Consider the following 18,908-nt stretch of genomic DNA (forward strand, 5'->3'; position numbering starts at 1 on the left):
CTGCGGACCGGCGCCGCGGGCTGTGACCAACGCACCCGGCATCGGCCCGGATATTGGCCTAGGTATTGGCCAAGCGAAGAGCCCGCAGCCACGCCCGGCTGTCGCGCCGCTCAACGCTGCGGGGCGGTCAGCCTCTTTCCCATCACGGGGCTCCTGCCGGGACACCGGTAAGAAGAGCGCCCGGCTTTGCCCCCGCCCTCGCCTTCAGCGCAACGCCCAAAGCGCGGCCCTGCCGTCCTTGGCCGGCCGCCGGCTCAGTCGCTTTGCGCGACGGGACATTCGCGGAAGATCCGCGCCGGGCAGGTAGCACAGATGTCGGCATCGAGATGCGGCACGATCTCGGCGATCGCGTCGCGCTTGGACAGATGGATATGCTCGCGCCCCAATTCCTTGACCATGCGAAAGCGCGCCAGCTTGTTCAGGGTGCGCAGGCTGGCCACTTTCAGATGGAAACTCCCGCCCAGTTCACGCCGCAGCCGCGCCTCTTCGACCAGCATCTCGGCGGCTGGCAGATCCACCTCACCGCTGGCGTGCGACAGGAAGAGCATGTGCTTTTGCGAGGGCCGCTCGGTGCGGAACCGGTGAAAATCGCGGCGGGTTGCCTCGACCGTGCCAAAGTAGAGCGGCCCGTCCATCATCGTGATGACCAGTTGCGGACATTCCTTCAGATCGTAGAGCCGTGCCGAGCGCATCGTTCGGCTCGGTGCTGCGGGATCTGGCGACAGCACGGTGATCACCGGCTGCGCGATCCGCATCAGAAACAGCGCCAGAGACAGCCCGACCCCGGCATAGATCGCGATCTCAAGATCGAAGACGATGGTGGAGAAGAACGTGACCCCGGCGATCAGCGTCTCGGACAGAGAGTAGCGCAGGATGTGGTAGATCTCGCCGAAATTGACCAGCCGCCACGCCACCAGCAGGATGACGCCCGCCAGCCCCGCGATGGGCACCTGCGCAAACAGCGGTGCGATGGCAAGCAGGATCACAAGCAAGAACAGCGCCGAGAAGACCGCCGCAAGCGGCGTGCGGGCACCGCTCTCTTGGTTGACCGCCGAGCGGGTGAAAGAGGCCGAGGACGGGTAGGCCTGAAAGAAGGTCCCGACGACATTCGAGGCGCCCTGCCCGAGGAACTCCCGGTTGCCGCTCAGCATCTGCCCCGAGCGCGAGGCCATGGCACGGGCAATTGACACCGCCTCGAGCAGCCCGACGAAGGCCACCGCAAAGGCGCCCGACACGATCTCGCCAAGGAAATCCGGTGCCAGATTGGGCATGACGAATTGCGGCACCACGCTGTCGATGGCCCCGACGGTCGCCAGCGATGTGCCGGAGCGGGAGAAGGCCAGACCAACCAGCGTCGCCATGATCAAGGCCAGCAGATAGTGTGGCAGCCGCCGCGAGATCTTGCGCGCGATCACCGAAGTCGCGATCGCGCTCAGCCCGACCGCCACCGAGGCAAGATTTGCCTCGGGCCATGTCGCAAGCAGGCCCGACACGAACGCCGCCGGATCTTCGGGCCGCGGCAGTTCGATGCCAAGCAGCGCGCTGACCTGGCTCGCGGCGATCAGCAGCGCCGCCCCCGCGATGAAGCCGGTCATGACCGAGTGCGAGACGAAATCCACCAATGTGCCGAGCCGGAGCACCCCCATCGCAAGCTGGAACACCCCCACGAGAAACGCCATGGAGATCGCCGCCGAGATGAACTCCGGAGAGCCCGGAGCGAACTCTCCCGCCAGCGTTCCGAAGACCAGCGCAGACAGCGCCGTGGTGGCCCCTGAAACCGCCTGCCAACTCGATCCTAACAAGGCAGCGACGATGGTCGGGATGATCGAGGTATAGAACCCGTATTCTGGCGGCAGCCCAGCGATCGCGGCAAAGGCCACGCCCTGCGGCAGCACCAGCGTCGCGCCGGTCAGCCCTGCCAGAAGGTCGGCACGTAGGGTCTTGCCATCGACCAGCGCAAACCAGTCGGGCCGCGAGAGCATATCGCGACGCAGGTTGCGCAGCGCCGCGCGCAACTGTGAGCCGGGGCTATGGCTGAACGTCCCGGTTTCGGCGGAATCCAAGGTCTCCAGGTCGGCTCCGGTGGTGCGCCAGTGGTCCATGAATCCCTCGCAAACGGCACATCGAATCTCCCGGTCGACTACGGCGGCGACTGGCAAAGCACAAGCAGGCTCTCACCCCAAGCCAGCCCGTCTGCGGTGGTCCCACCACGATGCCTGAGTCCTGCAGTGTCGTGGCGAAATGGAGGGCCACGGAATGGCTGGCCAGCAGCAAGAGGCGACCGTCATCACCACGCAGCAGCGGCGGGCCAAGGTCTGCATGGCAATGGCCTGTCGATGCGTGAAGGTCTACCGATTGGTGCAGTTTTCGGCGGCGATCGGGTGTCTCGATGAGATCGGGCTTTTGATGCCAGCTGCCCGGATGGATGCGCCCGGTGACCTTATCCACGCCAACCAATCGCCCACCCGAGCCTACGCCGGCGCGGGCACGGCCACCTCGGTGATCCGGTACTGCTCGAGGTGCTCGAGCCGCGATGCAGCCTCGGCGTCGAGGATCACCGTCACAGCCCGGTGAAACTGCAGCACCGAGGCCGGGCACATGGCGCTGACCGGACCCTCGATCATCGCCGACACCGCTTCGGCCTTCGCGGCGCCGGTCGCCAGAACCACGATCCGGCGGGCCTCCATGATGGTGCCGATGCCCATGGTCACCGCGCTGTCAGGCTGCGCCTCGCCGTCGGCGAAGAACCGGCTGTTGGCCTTCATCGTGCTGGGTGCCAGGGCCGTCTCACGGGTGCGCGAGGCCAGCGACGACACTGGCTCGTTGAACCCGATGTGCCCGTTGCGCCCCAGGCCAAGCAGTTGCAGATCGACCGGCCCATGCGCGGCGAGCGCGCGTTCGAAGGCCTCGGCCGCGGTCGCAGGCGCGATGTCGCCGCGCGGCACATGCGTGCGGCTGCGGTCGATGTCCACATGCGCGAAGAGGTGTTCCTCCATATAGCGCCGGTAGCTCTGCGGATGCTCTGGCGGCAGGCCGACGTATTCGTCGAGGTTGAAGGTGGTCGCGCCGGCGAAGCTGAGCGCGCCAGCGCGATGCCGCGCGATCAGGTCGCGGTAGACCGGCTCCATCGTACCGCCGGTGGCCAGCCCCAGGACAGCTTGCGGCTGCGCCGACAGGCACTCGGCCAGCAGCGCCGCCGCCTCTGCCGCGGCGGCCTCGGGGCTTGCGTGCACCCTCACCCGCATCAGATCACCAGATCGAGTTGCTCGGGGTCGACCCGGCGCTCGAAGGCGCGACCGTCCTGCGCAAAGAGATGCGCATCGGCCGGATCAAAGCCCACGTCGAGCGAGCCACCGAGCGCCACCGGAACCGTGCCCGGCGCGACGACACAAACCTCGGCACCTGCGGTGTCTTTTGCGTAGATCACCGTCTGGTTGCCGAGCCGTTCGACCACTTCGGGCACCAGCGGCACGCGCGCGGCGGTGCCGGTCTCGCCCGGACGCAGGTCGTCAGGGCGGATACCCAGAGTCACCGGCGCCCCGGCGGGCGCTCCGCCGTCGACCGGCAGGCAGACCTCGGCGCCGCTGGCGTCAATGCGGACCGTCACGCCCTCGGCGCTGTTGCCCACCACCGTCGCCGGCAGGAAGTTCATATTGGGGTTGCCGATGAAGCCGGCCACGAAGCGGCTCTTGGGCTTGTGGTAAAGCTCGAGCGGCGTGCCCACCTGTTCGATCACCCCGCCCTGCAGCACGACGATCTTGTCGGCCATGGTCATCGCCTCGATCTGGTCGTGGGTGACGTAGACCATGGTATTCTTCAGCTGCCCGTGCAGCCGCTTCAGCTCGACCCGCATCTCGGCCCGCAGCGCCGCGTCGAGGTTCGACAACGGCTCGTCGAAGAGGAAAACCTTGGGCTCGCGCACGATGGCGCGGCCGATGGCGACACGCTGGCGCTGGCCGCCCGAAAGCTCGCCCGGCTTGTGGCTCAGTCGCTCGGTCAGCTTCAGCACTTCGGCGGCGCGGGTGACCTTCTGCTTCACCTCCGCCTCGGGCGCGCGGGCGACGCGCAGCGGGAAGGCGATGTTCTCGTAGACCGACATATGCGGGTAGAGCGCGTAGCTCTGGAACACCATCGAGATGCCGCGTTTCACCGGCGGCAGCGAGTTCACCACCTTGCCGTCGATCTCGATCGCGCCCGAGGTGATCTCTTCGAGGCCTGCGATCATGCGCAGCATGGTCGACTTGCCGCAGCCCGACGGGCCGACAAAGACCACGAATTCGCCGTCGGCAATGTGCAGGTCGGTCGGGCGGATCACCTCCATCTTACCGAAGGATTTCGCCACTGCCTTGAGGTCTAGATGTCCCATCCGGGCCCTTTCCGTCTGAGGTCGGGGGCGGCACCGCGCCGCCCCCGGAAGTTGCATGTCAGCGCCGGATCATTCCTCGGCGAGATCGACGAGTTCTTCCTGCGCCTCGGCAGCGGCGTCCTCGGCGGTTTCCTCGCCCAGCAGCACGGCCTGAATGGCCTCGTTGATCACGTCCTGCATGGCGACGTAGTCGATCAGCTGCGGCTCCGGGCCACCGGCGGGCACGGCCTCGATGAACGGCGCCCAGCTGGGGTCGCTCTCGATCAGCGCCTCGGCCTGTGCGCCCTGACGGATCGGGGTCCAGCCACCGGCTTCGTCGAAGGCGGCCTGCTGCTCGGGCGCGGTGAGGTAGGTGATCAGGTCCATGGTCGGCTCTTCGAGACCGGTGCCGTCGAAGACCACCAGGCTGTCGGTGATCAGCAGCGTGCCGCTCTCGCCGGACGGGCCGTGCGGGAACTGCGTGATGCCGTAGTCGAGGTCATCACCGACCGACTGACGACCCCAGGCGCCGTTGGCGTACATGGCGATCGCGCTCTCGGCGAACAGCGGCTCCAGCGAGCCACGGTCATAGGCCAGCGGGCCTTCCTGCACGTAGGGCGCGAGATCGGCGTAGAGCTGCAGCGCCTCGACCACCTCGGGGCTGTCGAAGGTCACGGTGCCGTCGTCCTGCAGGATCGTGCCGCCGTTCGAATACACGAAGTTCAGCCACTCGTGCATGGTGTTGTCGAAGTCGGCCGCCGGAACGCCGAAGCCGGCTGCGTCGGTGTTCTCGGACACCGCCTTGGCGGCTTCAACCATCTCTTCCCAGGTGCTCGGGCCATTGGGCATGTCGAGGCCGGCCTCTTCGAACAGCGCCTTGTTCCAGTACAGCGCTTTGGTCGAGAAGGCGCGCGGCAGGCCCCAGATCTCGCCGTTCACCTGCACCGTCGACAGCACCGACGGCTCGTAGGAGGCTTGTTCTTCGTCGGTCAGTTCGATCGGCAGGATCAGGCCGCTGTCGGCAAGCTGCGGCAGCACGCGCGACCCCATGTAAGCCGCCGCCGGTGCGTCCCCGGCGGTCGCAAGGGTGATCGCGCGCTCTTGGCACGAGCCCCACGGCACGTATTCGAAGCTGACCGTGTAGTCGGGGTTCTCTTCCATCCACACCGCAGCATGCTGTTCCTGCAGCGGGTTCTGCTCGTCGGCGCCGGCGCCGCAGTTGATGATATGGATGTCTTCCTGCGCCGCCGCTGCGCCGGCAAGCAGCGTCAGCGCGGTGGTGGCGAGAACGGTAACTCTGGTTTTCATGGTTCTTTCCCTGTTGCGACCGGTTATTTTTGCATCATTCCTTCACCGCGCCGGAGGTCAGCCCGTCGACGATGTATTTCTGCAGGAAGATGTAGACGATCAGCACCGGCGCGATGCCGATGAGGCTGGCGGCCATCAACTCGTTCCAGCGAACTTGCTGGTGGCCAAAGAAATCATAAAGACCCACGGGCAGCGGCTTTAGCGCGTCGCGGCTGTTGAAGGTCAGCGCAAAGAGGAACTGCTGGGCGTAGGCCGAGATGAACGTGGCGATGGTCACCACCATCATGCCCGGCAGGCTGACCGGCAGGATTACCCGCCACAGCGTGTAGAAGCGCCCGGCACCATCGACATAAGCCGCCTCTTCCAGCTCACGCGGGATGCGCAGGAAGTAGGAGCGCATCAGGAAGATCCCCGTCGGCACGGTAAAGGCGGCGCCGGGCAGGATCATCGAGGCGTAGGAGTTCAGCAGGCCCAAGGTCAGCATCAGCTTGTAGAGCGGGATGATCAGCACCGCCGCGCCAACCATGTTGATCGCCAGAAAGCCGCCGAGCAGCGCGTTGCGGCCCTTATACTCGAACCGGGCGAAACTGTAGGCGGCGGGCACGATGCAGATCAGCGCCAACACCGTCACCGCGCAGGCGATGCCGAAAGAGTTGATCATGTAGCGCAGAAGGTTGGGCACGTTGGTCCACATATCCCGGTAGGCCGCGAAACTCATGTCGTCGTCGAGGAAGCGGTAGGGGATCGAGAACAGCCCGTCGAGCGGCCGCAGCGAGACTTTGAACGCCTCGACGAAGGGGGCGAGGATGAAGGCGAGGAACAGCAGCATGCCAAGATAGAGCAGGCACAGTTCCCACCAGCGGTACTTGTTCAGCATCACGCTTTCCCTTTTTTCTGAAGCCGGGACATCAGGCCCAGGTAGCAGGCCGCGAAGAGGCCGAGGCAGATCAGGATCATCACCGCCCGCGCCGCGCCCTCGCCGTAGCGGAAGCGGGACATCGCGGTCTTGTAGGTGTCGATGATCATCGTGGTGGTAGAGCCGCGCGGGCCGCCCTCGGTGAGGATCCAGATGATGTCGAAGGAGTTGAAGGTCCAGATCGCCGAGAGCAGCGCCATGGTGAAGATCGACGGTGCGATCAGCGGCAGGGTGATCCGGCGGAAGCGGTAGGGCCGGCTGGCGCCATCGGTCCAGGCTGCCTCGTAAAGCTCACGCGGGATGCTCTGCATCGCCGCCACAAGGTAGATCGCCACCATCGGTGTGCCGATCCAGACGTCGGTGACCACGGTGGCGATGAACGCCGAGGTGCTGTAGCCAAGGAACTCGAACGGCCCGTCAAGGATGCCGATGTTCTGCGCCACGCCCGAGATCATCCCGAACTGGCCATTGTACATCCAGCCCCACATGAACACGCCGATGGCGATCGGCACGACCCAAGGCGGCATCACCAGCACGCGGAACAGCACCCGACCGGGGATCGCCGCGTTGAGCAGCACCGCGCCCAGCGTGCCGAGGATGATCTTGAAGCTGACACTCAGAGCCATCCACAGGAAGGTGCGCTGGATCACTTCCATGAAATCATCGTCGAAGATCTCGACGTAGTTCTCGAAGCCGACGTAGCTCTCGCCGCGCATCGAGGCGTCAGTGAAGCTCAGCCGGAAGGTCTCGAACAGCGGCCAGGCCACGATGACCAGCACCAGCACGAAGGCCGGCAGCAGCAGCAGATAGGGGAACCAGTCGATCCGCCCCTTGGCGAAGACGTCGGTTTCAGTGGCGGCCATCGCGGCGGCTCCTTCTGTCTTGGCGCTCATGCCCGTCCCTCCAGCGCGGCGTCCAACTCATCCCACACGGGCGCAAGATCGACCATGCTGCCGGTGGTGCGCGCCTGATCCATCGCAAGCGCGGTCACCCCGGCCTCGAGCGCGTCCACCACGTCGAGCGGCAGCGCTTCGAGCCGGCCGTGCAGGTGGTCGGTGATGTCGCGGGCCATGGCCGCGTCGGCACCGTAGTGGCCCTTGATCATGCCGGTGCCGGGCGTTTCCTCGACCAGCCGCTCGGAGGTGTCCGAGGCCGTCACCCGCAGATAGTTGCGCAGGAAATCACCCTCGGCCATGCCGTCGACACCGATGATGGTGAAGCTGCGGTACTCGTCGGGCACGTTGAGGTTGGTATGGAACGACATTGCCGCGCCGTTGGCGTATTCCACCATCGCCACTTGATAGTCGATGATGTCGCCTGCGCCCGAGAACGCATCATTGATCCCGCCCCAGCGCGGCGACATCTGCGACAGATAGGCCGGCTCGGACGCCGGGCGGCGCGCCGGGATGTATTTCTTGCGCCCGCCGAAGCTGGCGATTTTCATCGGACGCGCGCCGACCACGCCCTGATAGAGATCGAGGTCGTGACAGCATTTCTCCAGCAGGAAGCCACCCGAAACCTCGCTGTCGCGGCGCCAGTCGCGCATGAAGAACGAGCCGTGGTAGGGGGCGATGTGCTCCGAAGCCTCGATCGACATGATCTCGCCTAGATGGCCGTCGGCCTGCGCCTGACGCACCTGCTTGTAAAGCGGCGAGTACCGCAGCACGAGGCCGACGATCAGGCGTTTACGCCCGTTGTGCTTGGCGATCAGTTTCGCCAGTTCGACGGTGTCCGGAATGGTCGAGACAACAGGCTTTTCGGTGAAGATATGCGGCGTTTCACTTTCCAGCGCCAGCTTCAGGTGATCGAGATGCATGGCGTTCGGCGTACCGACCATCAACACATCGAACGTGTGCCGGGCCATCATCTCTTCGGCGCTGTCATAGCGGATCGGCTCCAGCCCGTCCTCGGCCAGCAGCGCCATGCGCGTGGCCTCGGGGTCGGCCACGGCGACGAACTCGGCACTCTCGTCGGCGGCGGCGAATTCGCGCACCAGATGGGCCAGCCTGTGGCCAAGGCCGATGACACCGTATTTCATTGCAGGGTAGTCTCCGTGGTCAGGGCATTGCGCAGCGCCTCGACCCGGGCGGTCCGGGTGACGCGATGCGGGGCGATGCCGATCATCTCGGCGCCGCTGGTGAGCGCGTCGGGCTCGGCGCAGGAGCCGTGCACGGCATCGACGCCAGCGCGGCGTAGCGCCGGGATGTCCTCGGCGGTGAGCCCGCCTCCGGCCATGATTTCGACCCGGCCAGCCGCTTCGGCGACCATCGCCGCAAGCATCGGCAGCCCGGCTCCGACGCGCGCTGCGCCGCCGGAGGTGAGGATGCGCGTAAGCTCCAACTCTGCGGCCAGTGCGGTGGCGGCGCAGGGATCGGGCGTGCAGTCGATGACCCGGTGCAGGGTGACCTGCATGTCGCCGGCCGCATCGCGCAATCGCGCCAGCGCGTCGCGGTCGAGCGTGCCATCGTCGCGACAGGCCCCGATCACCACGCCCGCCGCACCACCGGCGCGCATCGCAGCCACATCGGCAAGGCAGGCGGAAAGGTCATCCGCCGAAAGCCGGAAATGGCCGGGCCGCGGACGGATCATCGCGTGAAACGGCAGGCCCGCCGTGCGTGCCGACGCCAGCAGACCCGCGCCCGGGGTCAGCCCACCAAGCGGCAGTGCGGCGCAAAGCTCGACCCGGTCGGCCCGGGCGGCAGCCACAAGGCTCTCCGGGGCGTCGACGCAGATTTCCAGCTTCATGGCGGACATCGGGCTCCCTCGGGGGTAACATTCGTTGCGCTCAAGGAAGGCAGGGAAAATTTGTATAGGCAAGTAAAAAGTTTTGCCGAACTAAACTTTTTGCCCGCATGATTTCATTTGACTTTATATTTTGCCTGAAAGACTGTCAGAGAAACTGAAGCTTGGAGAATTGGCGGCATGCCCCTGCCAGACCGCGATTTGTTGACGGCGATCCGCGACGACATGCCCAGCATGACGCCCAAGCTGCGTGCCATCGCCACCTCGGCACTGGAAGATACCGAGCGCTTCATCCGCCGCACATCGCGTGAAATTTGTGCGGAAATGGGAACGTCCGAGCCGACACTTATCCGCTTCTGCCAACATTTTGGGCACTCAGGCCTCTCCGACTTCCGAATCGACCTCGCGCTGTCGCTTGCACGGCAACCACGCCGCGGCGGGCTGGTGGAACCGCTGGGGAGCGACCGGCGGTCGGTCAACCTGCCCGCCAAGCAGGCCGTCGCCGAACGCGCCGTGCCGCTGATCGAAGGCGACAGCGCCATCCTCATCGACAACGGCTCGACCGCAGAGTTCTTTGCCGCGGCGCTTGGCGATGCCGCGCCGCTGACCATTATGACGACCGGCCTGCTGGTGGCGCAGAATGCACTGGCGCACCGGCGGCACACGGTGATGATGACCGGCGGGCGCATCCGCCCCAACGCGCTGTGCTTCACCGGCGAACTGGTGGAAAACGCCGTCTCTGGCCTGCGCTTCGACACCTTCGTCATGGGCGCCGACTCGATCGACGCCCACCTTGGCCTGTCGACCTTCCGCGAGGACGAGGCGCGCCAGACCCGCGCCATGGTCGACGCCGCGGCGCGCGTCATCGTGCTCGCCGACGGCACCAAATTCTCGAAACCCGCCCTGCACAAAATCTGCGACCTCGACCGGGTCTGCACGCTCGTCACCGAGTGTTCCGGCAATGACGCCGCGCTCGACGATATCCGCGCGCGCGGCGTCGAGGTGATCTTGGCAGGCCCCGAACAACCGGACCCCGACGCATGACCGACTACCACCGCTGCAACACCTGGACCGAGATCACGGCACAACCCGAGATCTGGCGCGCTTGGGCCGCGCCGCTCGCCGCGCAGATCGCCCAGGTCCGCCCATTGATCGCCGAACGCGGGTACCGCCGTATCTGGCTGTCGGGGGCCGGCACCTCTGCGTTCATCGGCGAGGTTCTGGCGGCCGGCGACGATCGCCTGCGGGTGGTGCCCACGACCGACATCGTCGGTGCGCCGCAGGACTTTCTTGAGGCCGAAGGGCCGATCCTCGCGGTGCAGTTTGGCCGCTCGGGCAATTCGTCGGAAACCTTGGGCATGCTCGACCTGCTGGACGCGCATCGGCCCGACATCGACCGGCTGAACATCACCTGCAACGCCGGTTCGGCACTGGCCACCCGCGCCGCGCCCGGACCGGGCGTGTCGCATACCATCGTGCTGCCCGATGCCTGCCACGACAGCGGCTTCGCGATGACCTCCAGCTTCACCACGATGCTGCTCACGGCTCTGGCCTGCCTCGGTGGTCTAGAGCCCGACGAGCTGCCGACGCTGGCAGATGCTGCCGAACCTATCCTGTCGGCCGCCGAGGCGCTGGACGCGCCGCGCCCAGAGCGTGCGGTCTTCCTCGGCGCGGGCGCTCTTACCGGCATCGCGCGGGAAAGCGCGCTGAAGGTGCTGGAACTCACCGCCGGGCGCACCATGACACAATGGGACAGCACCTTGGGCTATCGCCATGGCCCCAAGGCCGGCGTCGACGAGACCACCCATGTCTTCGTCATGTTGCACCCCGATCCCCGCACCCGGCGCTACGACGCCGACATCGCCGCGGAGATCCGCAAACAGTTCCCCGGCATCGCGGTCACCACGCTGGGTCTTGGCGGCGACATCGACATCGCCGCCACCGGCGATGCCCGGCGCGATGCGGTGCTGTTCGTGCTGCTGGCGCAGGTGCTTTCGGTGCGCTGGTCCGCCGAACTGGGCCTTGCCATCGACGATCCGTTCGCCGGTCGCAATCTGACGCGCGTCGTCAGCGGTGTGCACCTCTACCCGTTCAAGGCCTGAAATGCGCATCGGCGGCATCGACCTCGGCGGCACCAAGATCGAGGCACGTCTCTTCGACGGCGCCGCGGCAGAGACCGTGTCGCTGCACCGGGTGCCGACGCCGACGACCGATTTCCCCGCGATGATGCAGGCGCTGACCGGCCAGATCGCATGGCTGCGCGAGGCCGCCGGCGATCCCGCCCTGCCGGTCGGGGTGGCGGTGCCCGGGGTGATCGACCCCGACACCGGCGTCAGTTTCGCCTCCAACATCCCGTCCACCGGCCATTCCATCGCCGCAGCCCTCAAGGAGCGGCTGAGCGAGGACATTCCGGTGGTCAACGACTGCATGGCCTTTGCTGTTTCCGAGGCGCGCGGCGGCGCCGGCGACGGGCACCGCGCGGTGATGGGGCTGATCCTCGGCACCGGGGTCGGCGGCGGCATCTGCTACGACGGTGCCCTGCCGCACCGCCACGCCGGGCTGGCGGTGGAGATCGGCCACGTCGGGCTCTCGGCGCGCGCGCTGGCACGGCACGGGCTACCGCTCTGGCGCTGCGGCTGCGGTCGCGACGGCTGTGTCGAGGGCTACATCTCGGGCACTGGCTTTCGCAATCTGGCCGAATGGAAGACCGGCCGCCGCGTCGGCGCCGAGGCCGTGGCCAACGATCCCGCGCTGCAAGAGGTTCTGGCGATCTGGGCCGATCTTGCGGGCGACGTGTTGGACACGCTGCAACTCATGCTCGACCCGGATTGCTTTGTGATCGGCGGCGGGCTGTCGAACCTGCCCGGCGTCGCCGACCGGCTGAGCGCGGCGCTCGCGCGTCAGCGCCTCGGCGCGGCCCGGGCTCCAAAGATCACCACCGCCCGCCACGGCGACAGCTCCGGCGCCCGCGGCGCGGCGCTGATGGCCCGGGACCGCACGACCACAGGACACGCTGCATGACCCACCCGCTCGACCGCATCGTCACCGAAAACCGCCGCGGCGGCCCTGCCCTTCCCTCGGTCTGCTCGGCCCATCCAGACGTGCTGACCGCGGCGCTGATGATGGCCGAGGATCTAAAGCGCGACATCCTGATCGAGGCGACCTCCAATCAGGTCAACCAGTTCGGCGGCTACACCGGGATGACCCCCGCCGATTTCACCGCCATGGTGCGCACGCGCGCCACGCAGGCGGGCTGCGCCCCCGAGCGCATCCTGTTCGGCGGCGATCACCTTGGACCGCAAGCGTGGCGCAAGGAAGCGCCCGAGGTCGCCATGGCGAAGGCGCGCGAGATGATCGACGCCTATGCCCGCGCCGGCATCACCAAGATCCACCTCGATTGCTCCGAAGGGCTGGGGGACGAGCCGGCAGCGGCGGGCGATGCGCTCTCCGCCGCCCGCGCCGCCGAGCTCTGCGCCGTGGCGGAGGCCGCCGCGCCCGGCGCCGCCCGCTACGTGATCGGCACCGAGGTGCCGCCGCCGGGCGGCGCGCGCCCCGGCCATGACGACACCGTCGCCCCGACCCCGCCCGAGCGCGCCGCCGCCACGCTCGAGGCGCACCGTGCTGCGTTCCATGCGGCGGGACTGGACGAGCCCTTCTCACGCGTGCGGGCCTTGGTTGTGCAACCGGGGCTAGAGTTCGGCGCCGCCCGCATCGACCATTTCGACACCGCGCAGCCCGACCGGCTGAGCGCGATCCTGCCCAAAGGGATCGCCTTCGAGGCGCATTCCACCGATTATCAGGCCGCCGCGGTCTATCCCGATCTCGCCCGTCGCCATTTCGCGATCCTGAAGGTTGGTCCGGCGCTGACCTTCGCATGGCGCGAAGCGCTCTACGCGCTGTCGCATGTGCACGGCTGGCTGACCGGCACGCCGCATATATCGCAGGTGATGGAGCGTGAGATGCGCGACGCCCCCGGCTTCTGGCAGGGGCATATCACCGGCGCCGAGGCCGAACTGCATGCGCTGCGACATTTCTCCTACGCCGACCGCATCCGCTACTACTGGCCGCGCCCCGCCGCGCAAGCCGCCATCGACGCGCTGACCTCGGCGCTTTCGACCGCCACCGTCCCCGCGCCGTTGCTCGCCCAGTACCTGCCGGCCAGCACGCTGGCCCGTGCCGAAAAGATCGACGCGCCCCTTCCCCGCCGGCTGCTGCTGGCCCACGTGCAAGCCGCCCTGGCCCCCTATTTCGCCAAATGACCCTGATCACCCCCACATTCACCTACATCGACGGCGCGCTGCGCCCCGGCCTCGCAATCGCGACCGACGGCCAGACCATCACCGAGGTGCGCGCGGCAGACGGTCCCGGCGATCTCGCGCCGCATGTCTTCCTGCCCGGCTGTCACGACCTGCAGGTCAACGGCGGCGGCGGCGCGATGCTCAATTCCGCGCCGACCCCCGAGACGCTGCGCACCATGGCCGCCGCGCATCGCAGCCTTGGCACCACAGCGATCCTGCCGACGGTGATCACCGACAGACCCGAGGTCATCGATGCCGCAGCCGACGCCGCCATCGCGGTGAAGGGCGAGCCGGGACAGCTTGGGCTGCACATCGAGGGGCCGCATCTGGCGCTGCCGCGCAAGGGCACCCACAAGCCCGAATACATCCGGCCGCTGGACCGGCGCACCGTGGAGACCGTGGCGCGGCTGCGCGCCGCCGGGGTGACAACCATGGTCACACTCGCGCCCGAACGTGCCGACCCGGACCTGCTGGCAGAGCTTGTGGCGACCGGGGCGCTGGTCGCGGCGGGGCACACCTGCGCCGATGCCGAGCAGGCGCGCGCCGCTTTCGCCGCCGGGGTGACGCATGTCACCCACCTCTACAACGCGATGGAGCCGATGACCTCGCGCGCGCCCAACCTGCTGGCCGCAACGATCCTATCCGAGACATGGATGGGCATCATCGCCGACGGCATCCACGTGCACTGGGACATGCTGCGCCTCGCGCTGGCGGCGCGCCCGCGCGCCGACCGCGCCTATGTCGTCTCGGATGCGATGGCGACAGTGGGCGGACCGGATCACTTCGATCTTTACGGCCAGACCATCCACGTGCAGGACGGCGCGCTGGTCAATGCAGAGGGCTCGCTGGCGGGGGCGCATATCGACATGGTGAGCTCGCTGCGCAACCTGCACCGGCACGCCGGGATCGACCTTGCGCGCGCCATCGCCATGGCCACCGACGCGCCCCGCGCCGCGCTCGGCCTGCCGGCGCTGCGCGCCGAGGCCGGGGCCGCGCTGGACGACTTCATCATGCTCGACGCGGCGCTGAGCTACATGCCGCTGTCGGGCGAAGGCGCGCCCGCATGAGCCTCTTTCTCGCGCAAAGCTGGTCGCCCGACGGCGCAGAACACGGCAGCTTCGCCTTCAGCCTGCGCAACACCGGCGCGGTCGAGCTGCGCTTTGGGCGCTTTTGCTACGCCTCGATGACCCGGCTGCGCGACGATGTGGCGGTGCGCGGCGGGCGGGTCACCGCCAAGTTCGCCAACCACGTCGAGATCACCCCAGATGCCCCGGTGACGCTGGCCCCCGGCGAAAGCTGGCAGGTCAGCCTCAGCGGCCTGAGCCACAAGCCCGACAACCGTACGCAGGGCGCCATGGCCGCATGGGTCGAGACCGACAGCGGCCCGGTCGAAGCGCTTGTTGGCGATCTCGCCCCGCCAGAAGGCACCCCGCGCCATCCGGTAAAGGATTGGCCCGCGGGCAAAGCGCAACCGCTCGCGCTGCTGCCTTGGCCCGCAGCGGCGGAGGTAGCCGGCACAGCCGCCCTGCCCCGCCTCTGCCCCGCCGAGGGCGCCGATCCCGCGCCCTTCCTCCGCGTGGCTGCACTGCATCGCCGGCTGTTCCCCTCTGCGCCCGCGCCGGTGTCCGCCGACCCGCGCGACGATGCGCGGCCCGTGACCCTGCACACCGACCCGACGATTGCTGCCGAGGGTTACACGCTGGCGTTCGCTCCGGCCCAGATCACCCTGCGCCACGCCGACGCACGCGGCCTGCAGCATGGCTTGGTGGCTTTGGCGCAGATCGGCCATGCCGCCCTCACCGACCCGCGCTTCCATGCCCCAGACACCGGGCACATCGCCGACGCCCCGCGCTTTGGCTGGCGCGGCTGTCACCTCGACGTGGCGCGCAACTTCCGCAGCGCCGCCGAGGTGACACGGCTGATCGATATCCTCGCCTGGCACCGCATGAGCCACCTGCATTGGCACCTGTGCGACGACGAGGGCTACCGCCTGCCATCGCGGGCCTTTCAGGGGCTCGCCGGACTGGCCGCACGCCGCGGCGCCGGGGCCGCCATGCCGCCGCAATACGCCGACGGCCCCGCCGGGCAACAGGGCAGTTACACCGAGGCCGAGGTGCGCGACGTGCTCGCGCATGCCACCGACCTCGGCATCGAGGTGATGCCCGAGCTGGACATTCCCGGCCATGTCACCGCGCTACTCACGGCGATCCCCGGCCTGCGCGACCCCGACGAGACACCCGACAGCTACCGCTCGGTGCAGGGCTACCCCAACAACGCCCTCAACCCGGCGCTGCCCCGCACTTATGAGGTGGTCGAAACGCTGATCGACGAGGTCTGTGCGCTCTTCCCCTACGAGGTGCTGCACATCGGCTCGGACGAGGTGGACACGGCGGCCTGGACACAAAGCCCCGCCGCGCAGGCGCTGGCAGAGGCCGAGGGGCTCGACAGCGGGCCGGACCGGACGATGCAGTTGCAGGCGCTGTTCCTGCGCCGCGTGCAGGCCATGCTCGCCGCCCGCGGCAAACGCCTCGGCGGCTGGGACGAATGCGCCGAGGGCGGCGGCGTCGATCGCCAGGGCACTTTGCTGTTCGCTTGGCGCAGCGTCGAGACCACCGCCCGGCTTATGGCCGATGGCTACGACGTCATCGCCACGCCGGGGCAGGCATATTACCTCGACATGGTTCAGGGCGCGGGCTGGGACAGCGCCGGCACCTCTTGGGCTGGGCCGGTGCCTGTCGCGCGCACCTATGCCTTCGATCCCGCTGCCGGGCTGCCCGAGGGCCCGGGCCGGCTGATCGGCGTGCAGGCCGGGATCTGGACAGAGCACATCAATTCCACCGAGCGCTTCAACCACATGGTCTTTCCCCGCCTGTCGGCCATCGCCGAGGCCGGATGGACGCCGCAGCCCGCGCGCGACTTTGATCGCTTCGCCGCGCTGTCTCAACTCATGCCGCAGCTCTGAGCCGCGCAATTCCCAAGGAGTCCCCATGAAGATCGCCGTTGCCGGACTGCACATCGAGTGCGCCAGCTACAACCCGTCGCTCTCTACCGAGGAGGATTTCACCATCCTGCGCGGTGCAGAGATCCTCGCAGCGCCACAATTCGATTTCTTTGGCGACTACGACGCCGAGATTCTGCCGGCCTTTCATGCCCGAGCCGTGCCCGGCGCCCCGATCGCCGCCGAGACCTATGCCGCCTTCAAGGCCGAGATCCTCGAACGGCTGGCGGCGCTGATGCCCTTTGACGGGCTCTACCTGCCGATGCACGGCGCCAGCCATGTACAGGGCATGGAGGACAGCGAGGGCGACCTGATCTGCGCGATCCGCGACTTGGTCGGCCCCGAGATGCCGATCTCGGCCTCCTATGACCTGCACGGCAACCTGTCGCAGCGGATCATCGACAGCATCGACATGTTCACCGCCTACCGCACAGCGCCGCATATCGACGTGACCGAGACCCACCGCCGCGGCATGGACCAGCTTGTGCGCTGCCTGCGGACCGGCAAGCGCCCGTCGGTCTGCTGGGCGCCGATCCCGGTATCGCTGCCGGGTGAGCGCACCTCGACCGAGGACGAACCGGCGGCCTCGCTCTATGCCGCGCTGCCCGCGCATGAAGCGCCCGAAGGTGTCTGGGATGCGGCGCTGATGGTCGGCTATGTCTGGGTCGACGAACCGCGCGTCACCGCCGCTGCGGTGCTCACCGGCACCGACCGCACCGCAATGGAAACCGCAGCGCGGCGCATGGCGCAGGACTATTGGGACGCGCGCGAGGCGTTTGATTTCGGAACAGAGACAGGCGACACGCACAGCCTGATCGCCAAGGCCATGGGCGATATTCCGCGCCCGGTGGTTCTGGCCGACAGCGGCGACAACCCCACGGCAGGCGGCGCAGGCGATCGTGCCGGCGTCTTGGCAGCGCTGATCGAAGCGGGCGCGCAGAACGTCGTTCTGGCTGGCATCGCCGACCGCCCCGCCACCGAGGCCGCCTTCGCCGCCGGCGCGGGCGCGACCCTCGAGATGACGGTGGGCGGCACCATCGACACCGGTGGCTCGGAGCGCATCACGCTGACCGCCGAGGTGCTGCGTCTGGTCACCGAAGGCGACGCCGCCAGCGAACGGCAGGCCGTGCTGCGCACCGGCGGGATCACCTTCGTCACCTCTGCCCGCCGCCGCCCCTACCACGATCTTGCAGATTTCGCGCATCTCGGTCTCGACCCGGCCGGCGCCGACATCGTCGTGGTCAAATCCGGCTACCTGTCTCCGGACATGAAGGCGCTTGCCGGCACCTCGCTGATGGCGTTGTCGCCGGGCATCGTCGACCAATACGTCGAACGCCTGCCGCGCCGCCGCACCCCGGTACCGACCTTCCCGTTCCAGCGCGACTTCGACTTCGAACCCAAAGCCCTGTGGTCGGCCCGCACCAGCGCGCCGGAGGTGGCGCAATGACCGATCTGCCAATGCGCAAGCTGTCGCTCAAATGGGGCATGGTCGAGGGCGACATGTCGGTTCTCGAGAAGTTCCAGATGCTCGCGGAACTGGGCTTCGATGGTGTCGAACTCGACGCGCCGAACGAATTGCGGCTGGATGACGTGCTGGCGGCGCGCAACGCCACCGGGCTGGAGTTGCCCGGGGTGATCAACGCCGGTCACTGGCAGGCGCCGCTCACCGACCCGGACCCGGAGGTTCGCCGCGCTGGCTTCGAGGGCGTGGTCCGGGCCATTGCCACCGCCCGCGACCTCGGCGCGGAAACCGTGCTGCTGGTGCCCGGCGTCGTCACCCGTACCACCAGCTATCGCGCGGCTTACGATCATGCGCGGTCGCAGATCGAAGCGCTTTTGCCGCATGCCGAAGCGGCGGGCGTGAAGATCGGCCTCGAGAACGTGTGGAATAATTTCCTGCTCAGCCCAATAGAAGCAGCGCGCTTTCTAGATGAATTCAGTTCCGAATATATTGGCTGGTATCTAGATATCGGTAACCTTGTAAAGAACACCAATCCGGAGGATTGGATTGAGGAATTAAAAGGTCGAATTATCAGGGTTGACCTGAAAGAATATAGCCTCGCCAAAATGAATAAAGAAGGCCCCTGGAAGGGATTTGATGTGGCGCTCGGGGAAGGCGATTGCGACTGGTCTTCGATCAACGCAGCGCTGCGCCGGATCGGTTACTCCGGCTGGGCCTCTGCCGAGGTTCCAGGTGGTGATCGCGCCCGTCTTGCCGAGGTGCTGGACGGCATGCGGCGGATCCGCGATCTCTAACGAAAAAGGCCCCGGCGCGGTACCGGGGCCGATCGGCCCGCGCTG

The 18,908-nt window shown here is 67.5% G+C and carries 16 protein-coding genes; 8 read left to right on the top strand and 8 right to left on the bottom strand.

Translation table 11 applies throughout. The features are described 5' to 3' along the window. Positions 1–254: 254 nt before the first annotated feature. The 8 genes from ACXAJT_RS13790 to ACXAJT_RS13825 form a co-directional block, all read right to left on the bottom strand. Positions 255–2,102, bottom strand: a complete 1,848-nt coding sequence (locus tag ACXAJT_RS13790; protein WP_475236139.1) for a SulP family inorganic anion transporter — start codon at positions 2,100–2,102, stop codon at positions 255–257. Between the two features lie 369 nt (positions 2,103–2,471). Then, complete coding sequence (nagB, locus tag ACXAJT_RS13795) at positions 2,472–3,245, bottom strand: glucosamine-6-phosphate deaminase (RefSeq protein ID WP_475236142.1); 774 nt, start codon at positions 3,243–3,245, stop codon at positions 2,472–2,474. Next, the gene (locus ACXAJT_RS13800; RefSeq protein WP_475236143.1) at positions 3,245–4,366 is read right to left on the bottom strand and encodes an ABC transporter ATP-binding protein; all 1,122 of its coding nucleotides are present in this window, start codon (positions 4,364–4,366) and stop codon (positions 3,245–3,247) included. The genes nagB and ACXAJT_RS13800 overlap by 1 nt, the downstream gene beginning before the upstream one ends. Before the next feature lie 69 nt (positions 4,367–4,435). Next, positions 4,436–5,653 (bottom strand): extracellular solute-binding protein, encoded by a 1,218-nt coding sequence (locus ACXAJT_RS13805; RefSeq protein ID WP_475236144.1) that lies wholly within the window; start codon positions 5,651–5,653, stop codon positions 4,436–4,438. A 34-nt stretch (positions 5,654–5,687) separates the two neighbouring features. Further along, entirely contained in the window at positions 5,688–6,530 is an 843-nt protein-coding gene (locus ACXAJT_RS13810; protein ID WP_475236146.1) for a carbohydrate ABC transporter permease, read from the bottom strand. Next, complete coding sequence (locus ACXAJT_RS13815; RefSeq protein ID WP_475236148.1) at positions 6,530–7,462, bottom strand: carbohydrate ABC transporter permease; 933 nt, start codon at positions 7,460–7,462, stop codon at positions 6,530–6,532. The genes ACXAJT_RS13810 and ACXAJT_RS13815 overlap by 1 nt, the downstream gene beginning before the upstream one ends. Beyond that, positions 7,459–8,607 carry a Gfo/Idh/MocA family protein gene (locus ACXAJT_RS13820; protein WP_475236149.1) on the bottom strand — a complete coding sequence of 383 codons (1,149 nt, stop codon included), beginning with the start codon at positions 8,605–8,607 and terminating at the stop codon, positions 7,459–7,461. Before ACXAJT_RS13820 ends, ACXAJT_RS13815 begins: the two co-directional genes overlap by 4 nt. Beyond that, positions 8,604–9,323: a copper homeostasis protein CutC gene (locus tag ACXAJT_RS13825; protein WP_475236150.1), complete on the bottom strand. Its 720-nt coding sequence runs from the start codon at positions 9,321–9,323 to the stop codon at positions 8,604–8,606. The genes ACXAJT_RS13820 and ACXAJT_RS13825 overlap by 4 nt, the downstream gene beginning before the upstream one ends. Positions 9,324–9,491: 168 nt before the next feature. On the opposite strand from ACXAJT_RS13825, the gene ACXAJT_RS13830 reads away from it, so the two are divergent. The 8 genes from ACXAJT_RS13830 to ACXAJT_RS13865 are packed head-to-tail and all read left to right on the top strand — an operon-like array spanning position 9,492 to position 18,863. Continuing rightward, positions 9,492–10,355: a DeoR/GlpR family DNA-binding transcription regulator gene (locus tag ACXAJT_RS13830; RefSeq protein WP_475236152.1), complete on the top strand. Its 864-nt coding sequence runs from the start codon at positions 9,492–9,494 to the stop codon at positions 10,353–10,355. After that, entirely contained in the window at positions 10,352–11,413 is a 1,062-nt protein-coding gene (locus tag ACXAJT_RS13835; protein ID WP_475236154.1) for an SIS domain-containing protein, read from the top strand. The genes ACXAJT_RS13830 and ACXAJT_RS13835 overlap by 4 nt, the downstream gene beginning before the upstream one ends. Position 11,414: 1 nt before the next feature. Continuing rightward, on the top strand, positions 11,415–12,332 hold the full coding sequence (locus ACXAJT_RS13840; protein WP_475236155.1) for an ROK family protein: 918 nt from the start codon (positions 11,415–11,417) through the stop codon (positions 12,330–12,332). After that, on the top strand, positions 12,329–13,570 hold the full coding sequence (locus ACXAJT_RS13845) for a class II D-tagatose-bisphosphate aldolase non-catalytic subunit (RefSeq protein WP_475236156.1): 1,242 nt from the start codon (positions 12,329–12,331) through the stop codon (positions 13,568–13,570). The genes ACXAJT_RS13840 and ACXAJT_RS13845 overlap by 4 nt, the downstream gene beginning before the upstream one ends. Next, positions 13,567–14,676, top strand: coding sequence for an N-acetylglucosamine-6-phosphate deacetylase (nagA, locus tag ACXAJT_RS13850; RefSeq protein ID WP_475236158.1), 1,110 nt, complete (start codon positions 13,567–13,569; stop codon positions 14,674–14,676). The genes ACXAJT_RS13845 and nagA overlap by 4 nt, the downstream gene beginning before the upstream one ends. Further along, on the top strand, positions 14,673–16,571 hold the full coding sequence (locus ACXAJT_RS13855; RefSeq protein ID WP_475236161.1) for a beta-N-acetylhexosaminidase: 1,899 nt from the start codon (positions 14,673–14,675) through the stop codon (positions 16,569–16,571). The genes nagA and ACXAJT_RS13855 overlap by 4 nt, the downstream gene beginning before the upstream one ends. A gap of 25 nt (positions 16,572–16,596) precedes the next feature. Beyond that, positions 16,597–18,054 carry a M81 family metallopeptidase gene (locus tag ACXAJT_RS13860; protein ID WP_475236164.1) on the top strand — a complete coding sequence of 486 codons (1,458 nt, stop codon included), beginning with the start codon at positions 16,597–16,599 and terminating at the stop codon, positions 18,052–18,054. Next, positions 18,051–18,863 carry a sugar phosphate isomerase/epimerase family protein gene (locus tag ACXAJT_RS13865; RefSeq protein WP_475236165.1) on the top strand — a complete coding sequence of 271 codons (813 nt, stop codon included), beginning with the start codon at positions 18,051–18,053 and terminating at the stop codon, positions 18,861–18,863. Before ACXAJT_RS13860 ends, ACXAJT_RS13865 begins: the two co-directional genes overlap by 4 nt. Positions 18,864–18,908: the final 45 nt, after the last annotated feature.

It is taken from the genome of Salipiger sp. ABF4_146 (assembly GCF_056161345.1).

Coding starts and splice junctions, on each gene's coding strand:
- ACXAJT_RS13840 (WP_475236155.1), top strand. CDS start 11,415: ATGCGCATCGGCGGCATCGACCTCGGCGGCACCAAGATCGAGGCACGT.
- ACXAJT_RS13860 (WP_475236164.1), top strand. CDS start 16,597: ATGAAGATCGCCGTTGCCGGACTGCACATCGAGTGCGCCAGCTACAAC.
- nagB (WP_475236142.1), bottom strand. CDS start 3,245: ATGCGGGTGAGGGTGCACGCAAGCCCCGAGGCCGCCGCGGCAGAGGCG.
- ACXAJT_RS13825 (WP_475236150.1), bottom strand. CDS start 9,323: ATGTCCGCCATGAAGCTGGAAATCTGCGTCGACGCCCCGGAGAGCCTT.
- ACXAJT_RS13865 (WP_475236165.1), top strand. CDS start 18,051: ATGACCGATCTGCCAATGCGCAAGCTGTCGCTCAAATGGGGCATGGTC.
- ACXAJT_RS13805 (WP_475236144.1), bottom strand. CDS start 5,653: ATGAAAACCAGAGTTACCGTTCTCGCCACCACCGCGCTGACGCTGCTT.
- nagA (WP_475236158.1), top strand. CDS start 13,567: ATGACCCTGATCACCCCCACATTCACCTACATCGACGGCGCGCTGCGC.
- ACXAJT_RS13820 (WP_475236149.1), bottom strand. CDS start 8,607: ATGAAATACGGTGTCATCGGCCTTGGCCACAGGCTGGCCCATCTGGTG.
- ACXAJT_RS13790 (WP_475236139.1), bottom strand. CDS start 2,102: ATGGACCACTGGCGCACCACCGGAGCCGACCTGGAGACCTTGGATTCC.
- ACXAJT_RS13835 (WP_475236154.1), top strand. CDS start 10,352: ATGACCGACTACCACCGCTGCAACACCTGGACCGAGATCACGGCACAA.
- ACXAJT_RS13810 (WP_475236146.1), bottom strand. CDS start 6,530: ATGCTGAACAAGTACCGCTGGTGGGAACTGTGCCTGCTCTATCTTGGC.
- ACXAJT_RS13815 (WP_475236148.1), bottom strand. CDS start 7,462: ATGAGCGCCAAGACAGAAGGAGCCGCCGCGATGGCCGCCACTGAAACC.
- ACXAJT_RS13855 (WP_475236161.1), top strand. CDS start 14,673: ATGAGCCTCTTTCTCGCGCAAAGCTGGTCGCCCGACGGCGCAGAACAC.
- ACXAJT_RS13800 (WP_475236143.1), bottom strand. CDS start 4,366: ATGGGACATCTAGACCTCAAGGCAGTGGCGAAATCCTTCGGTAAGATG.
- ACXAJT_RS13845 (WP_475236156.1), top strand. CDS start 12,329: ATGACCCACCCGCTCGACCGCATCGTCACCGAAAACCGCCGCGGCGGC.
- ACXAJT_RS13830 (WP_475236152.1), top strand. CDS start 9,492: ATGCCCCTGCCAGACCGCGATTTGTTGACGGCGATCCGCGACGACATG.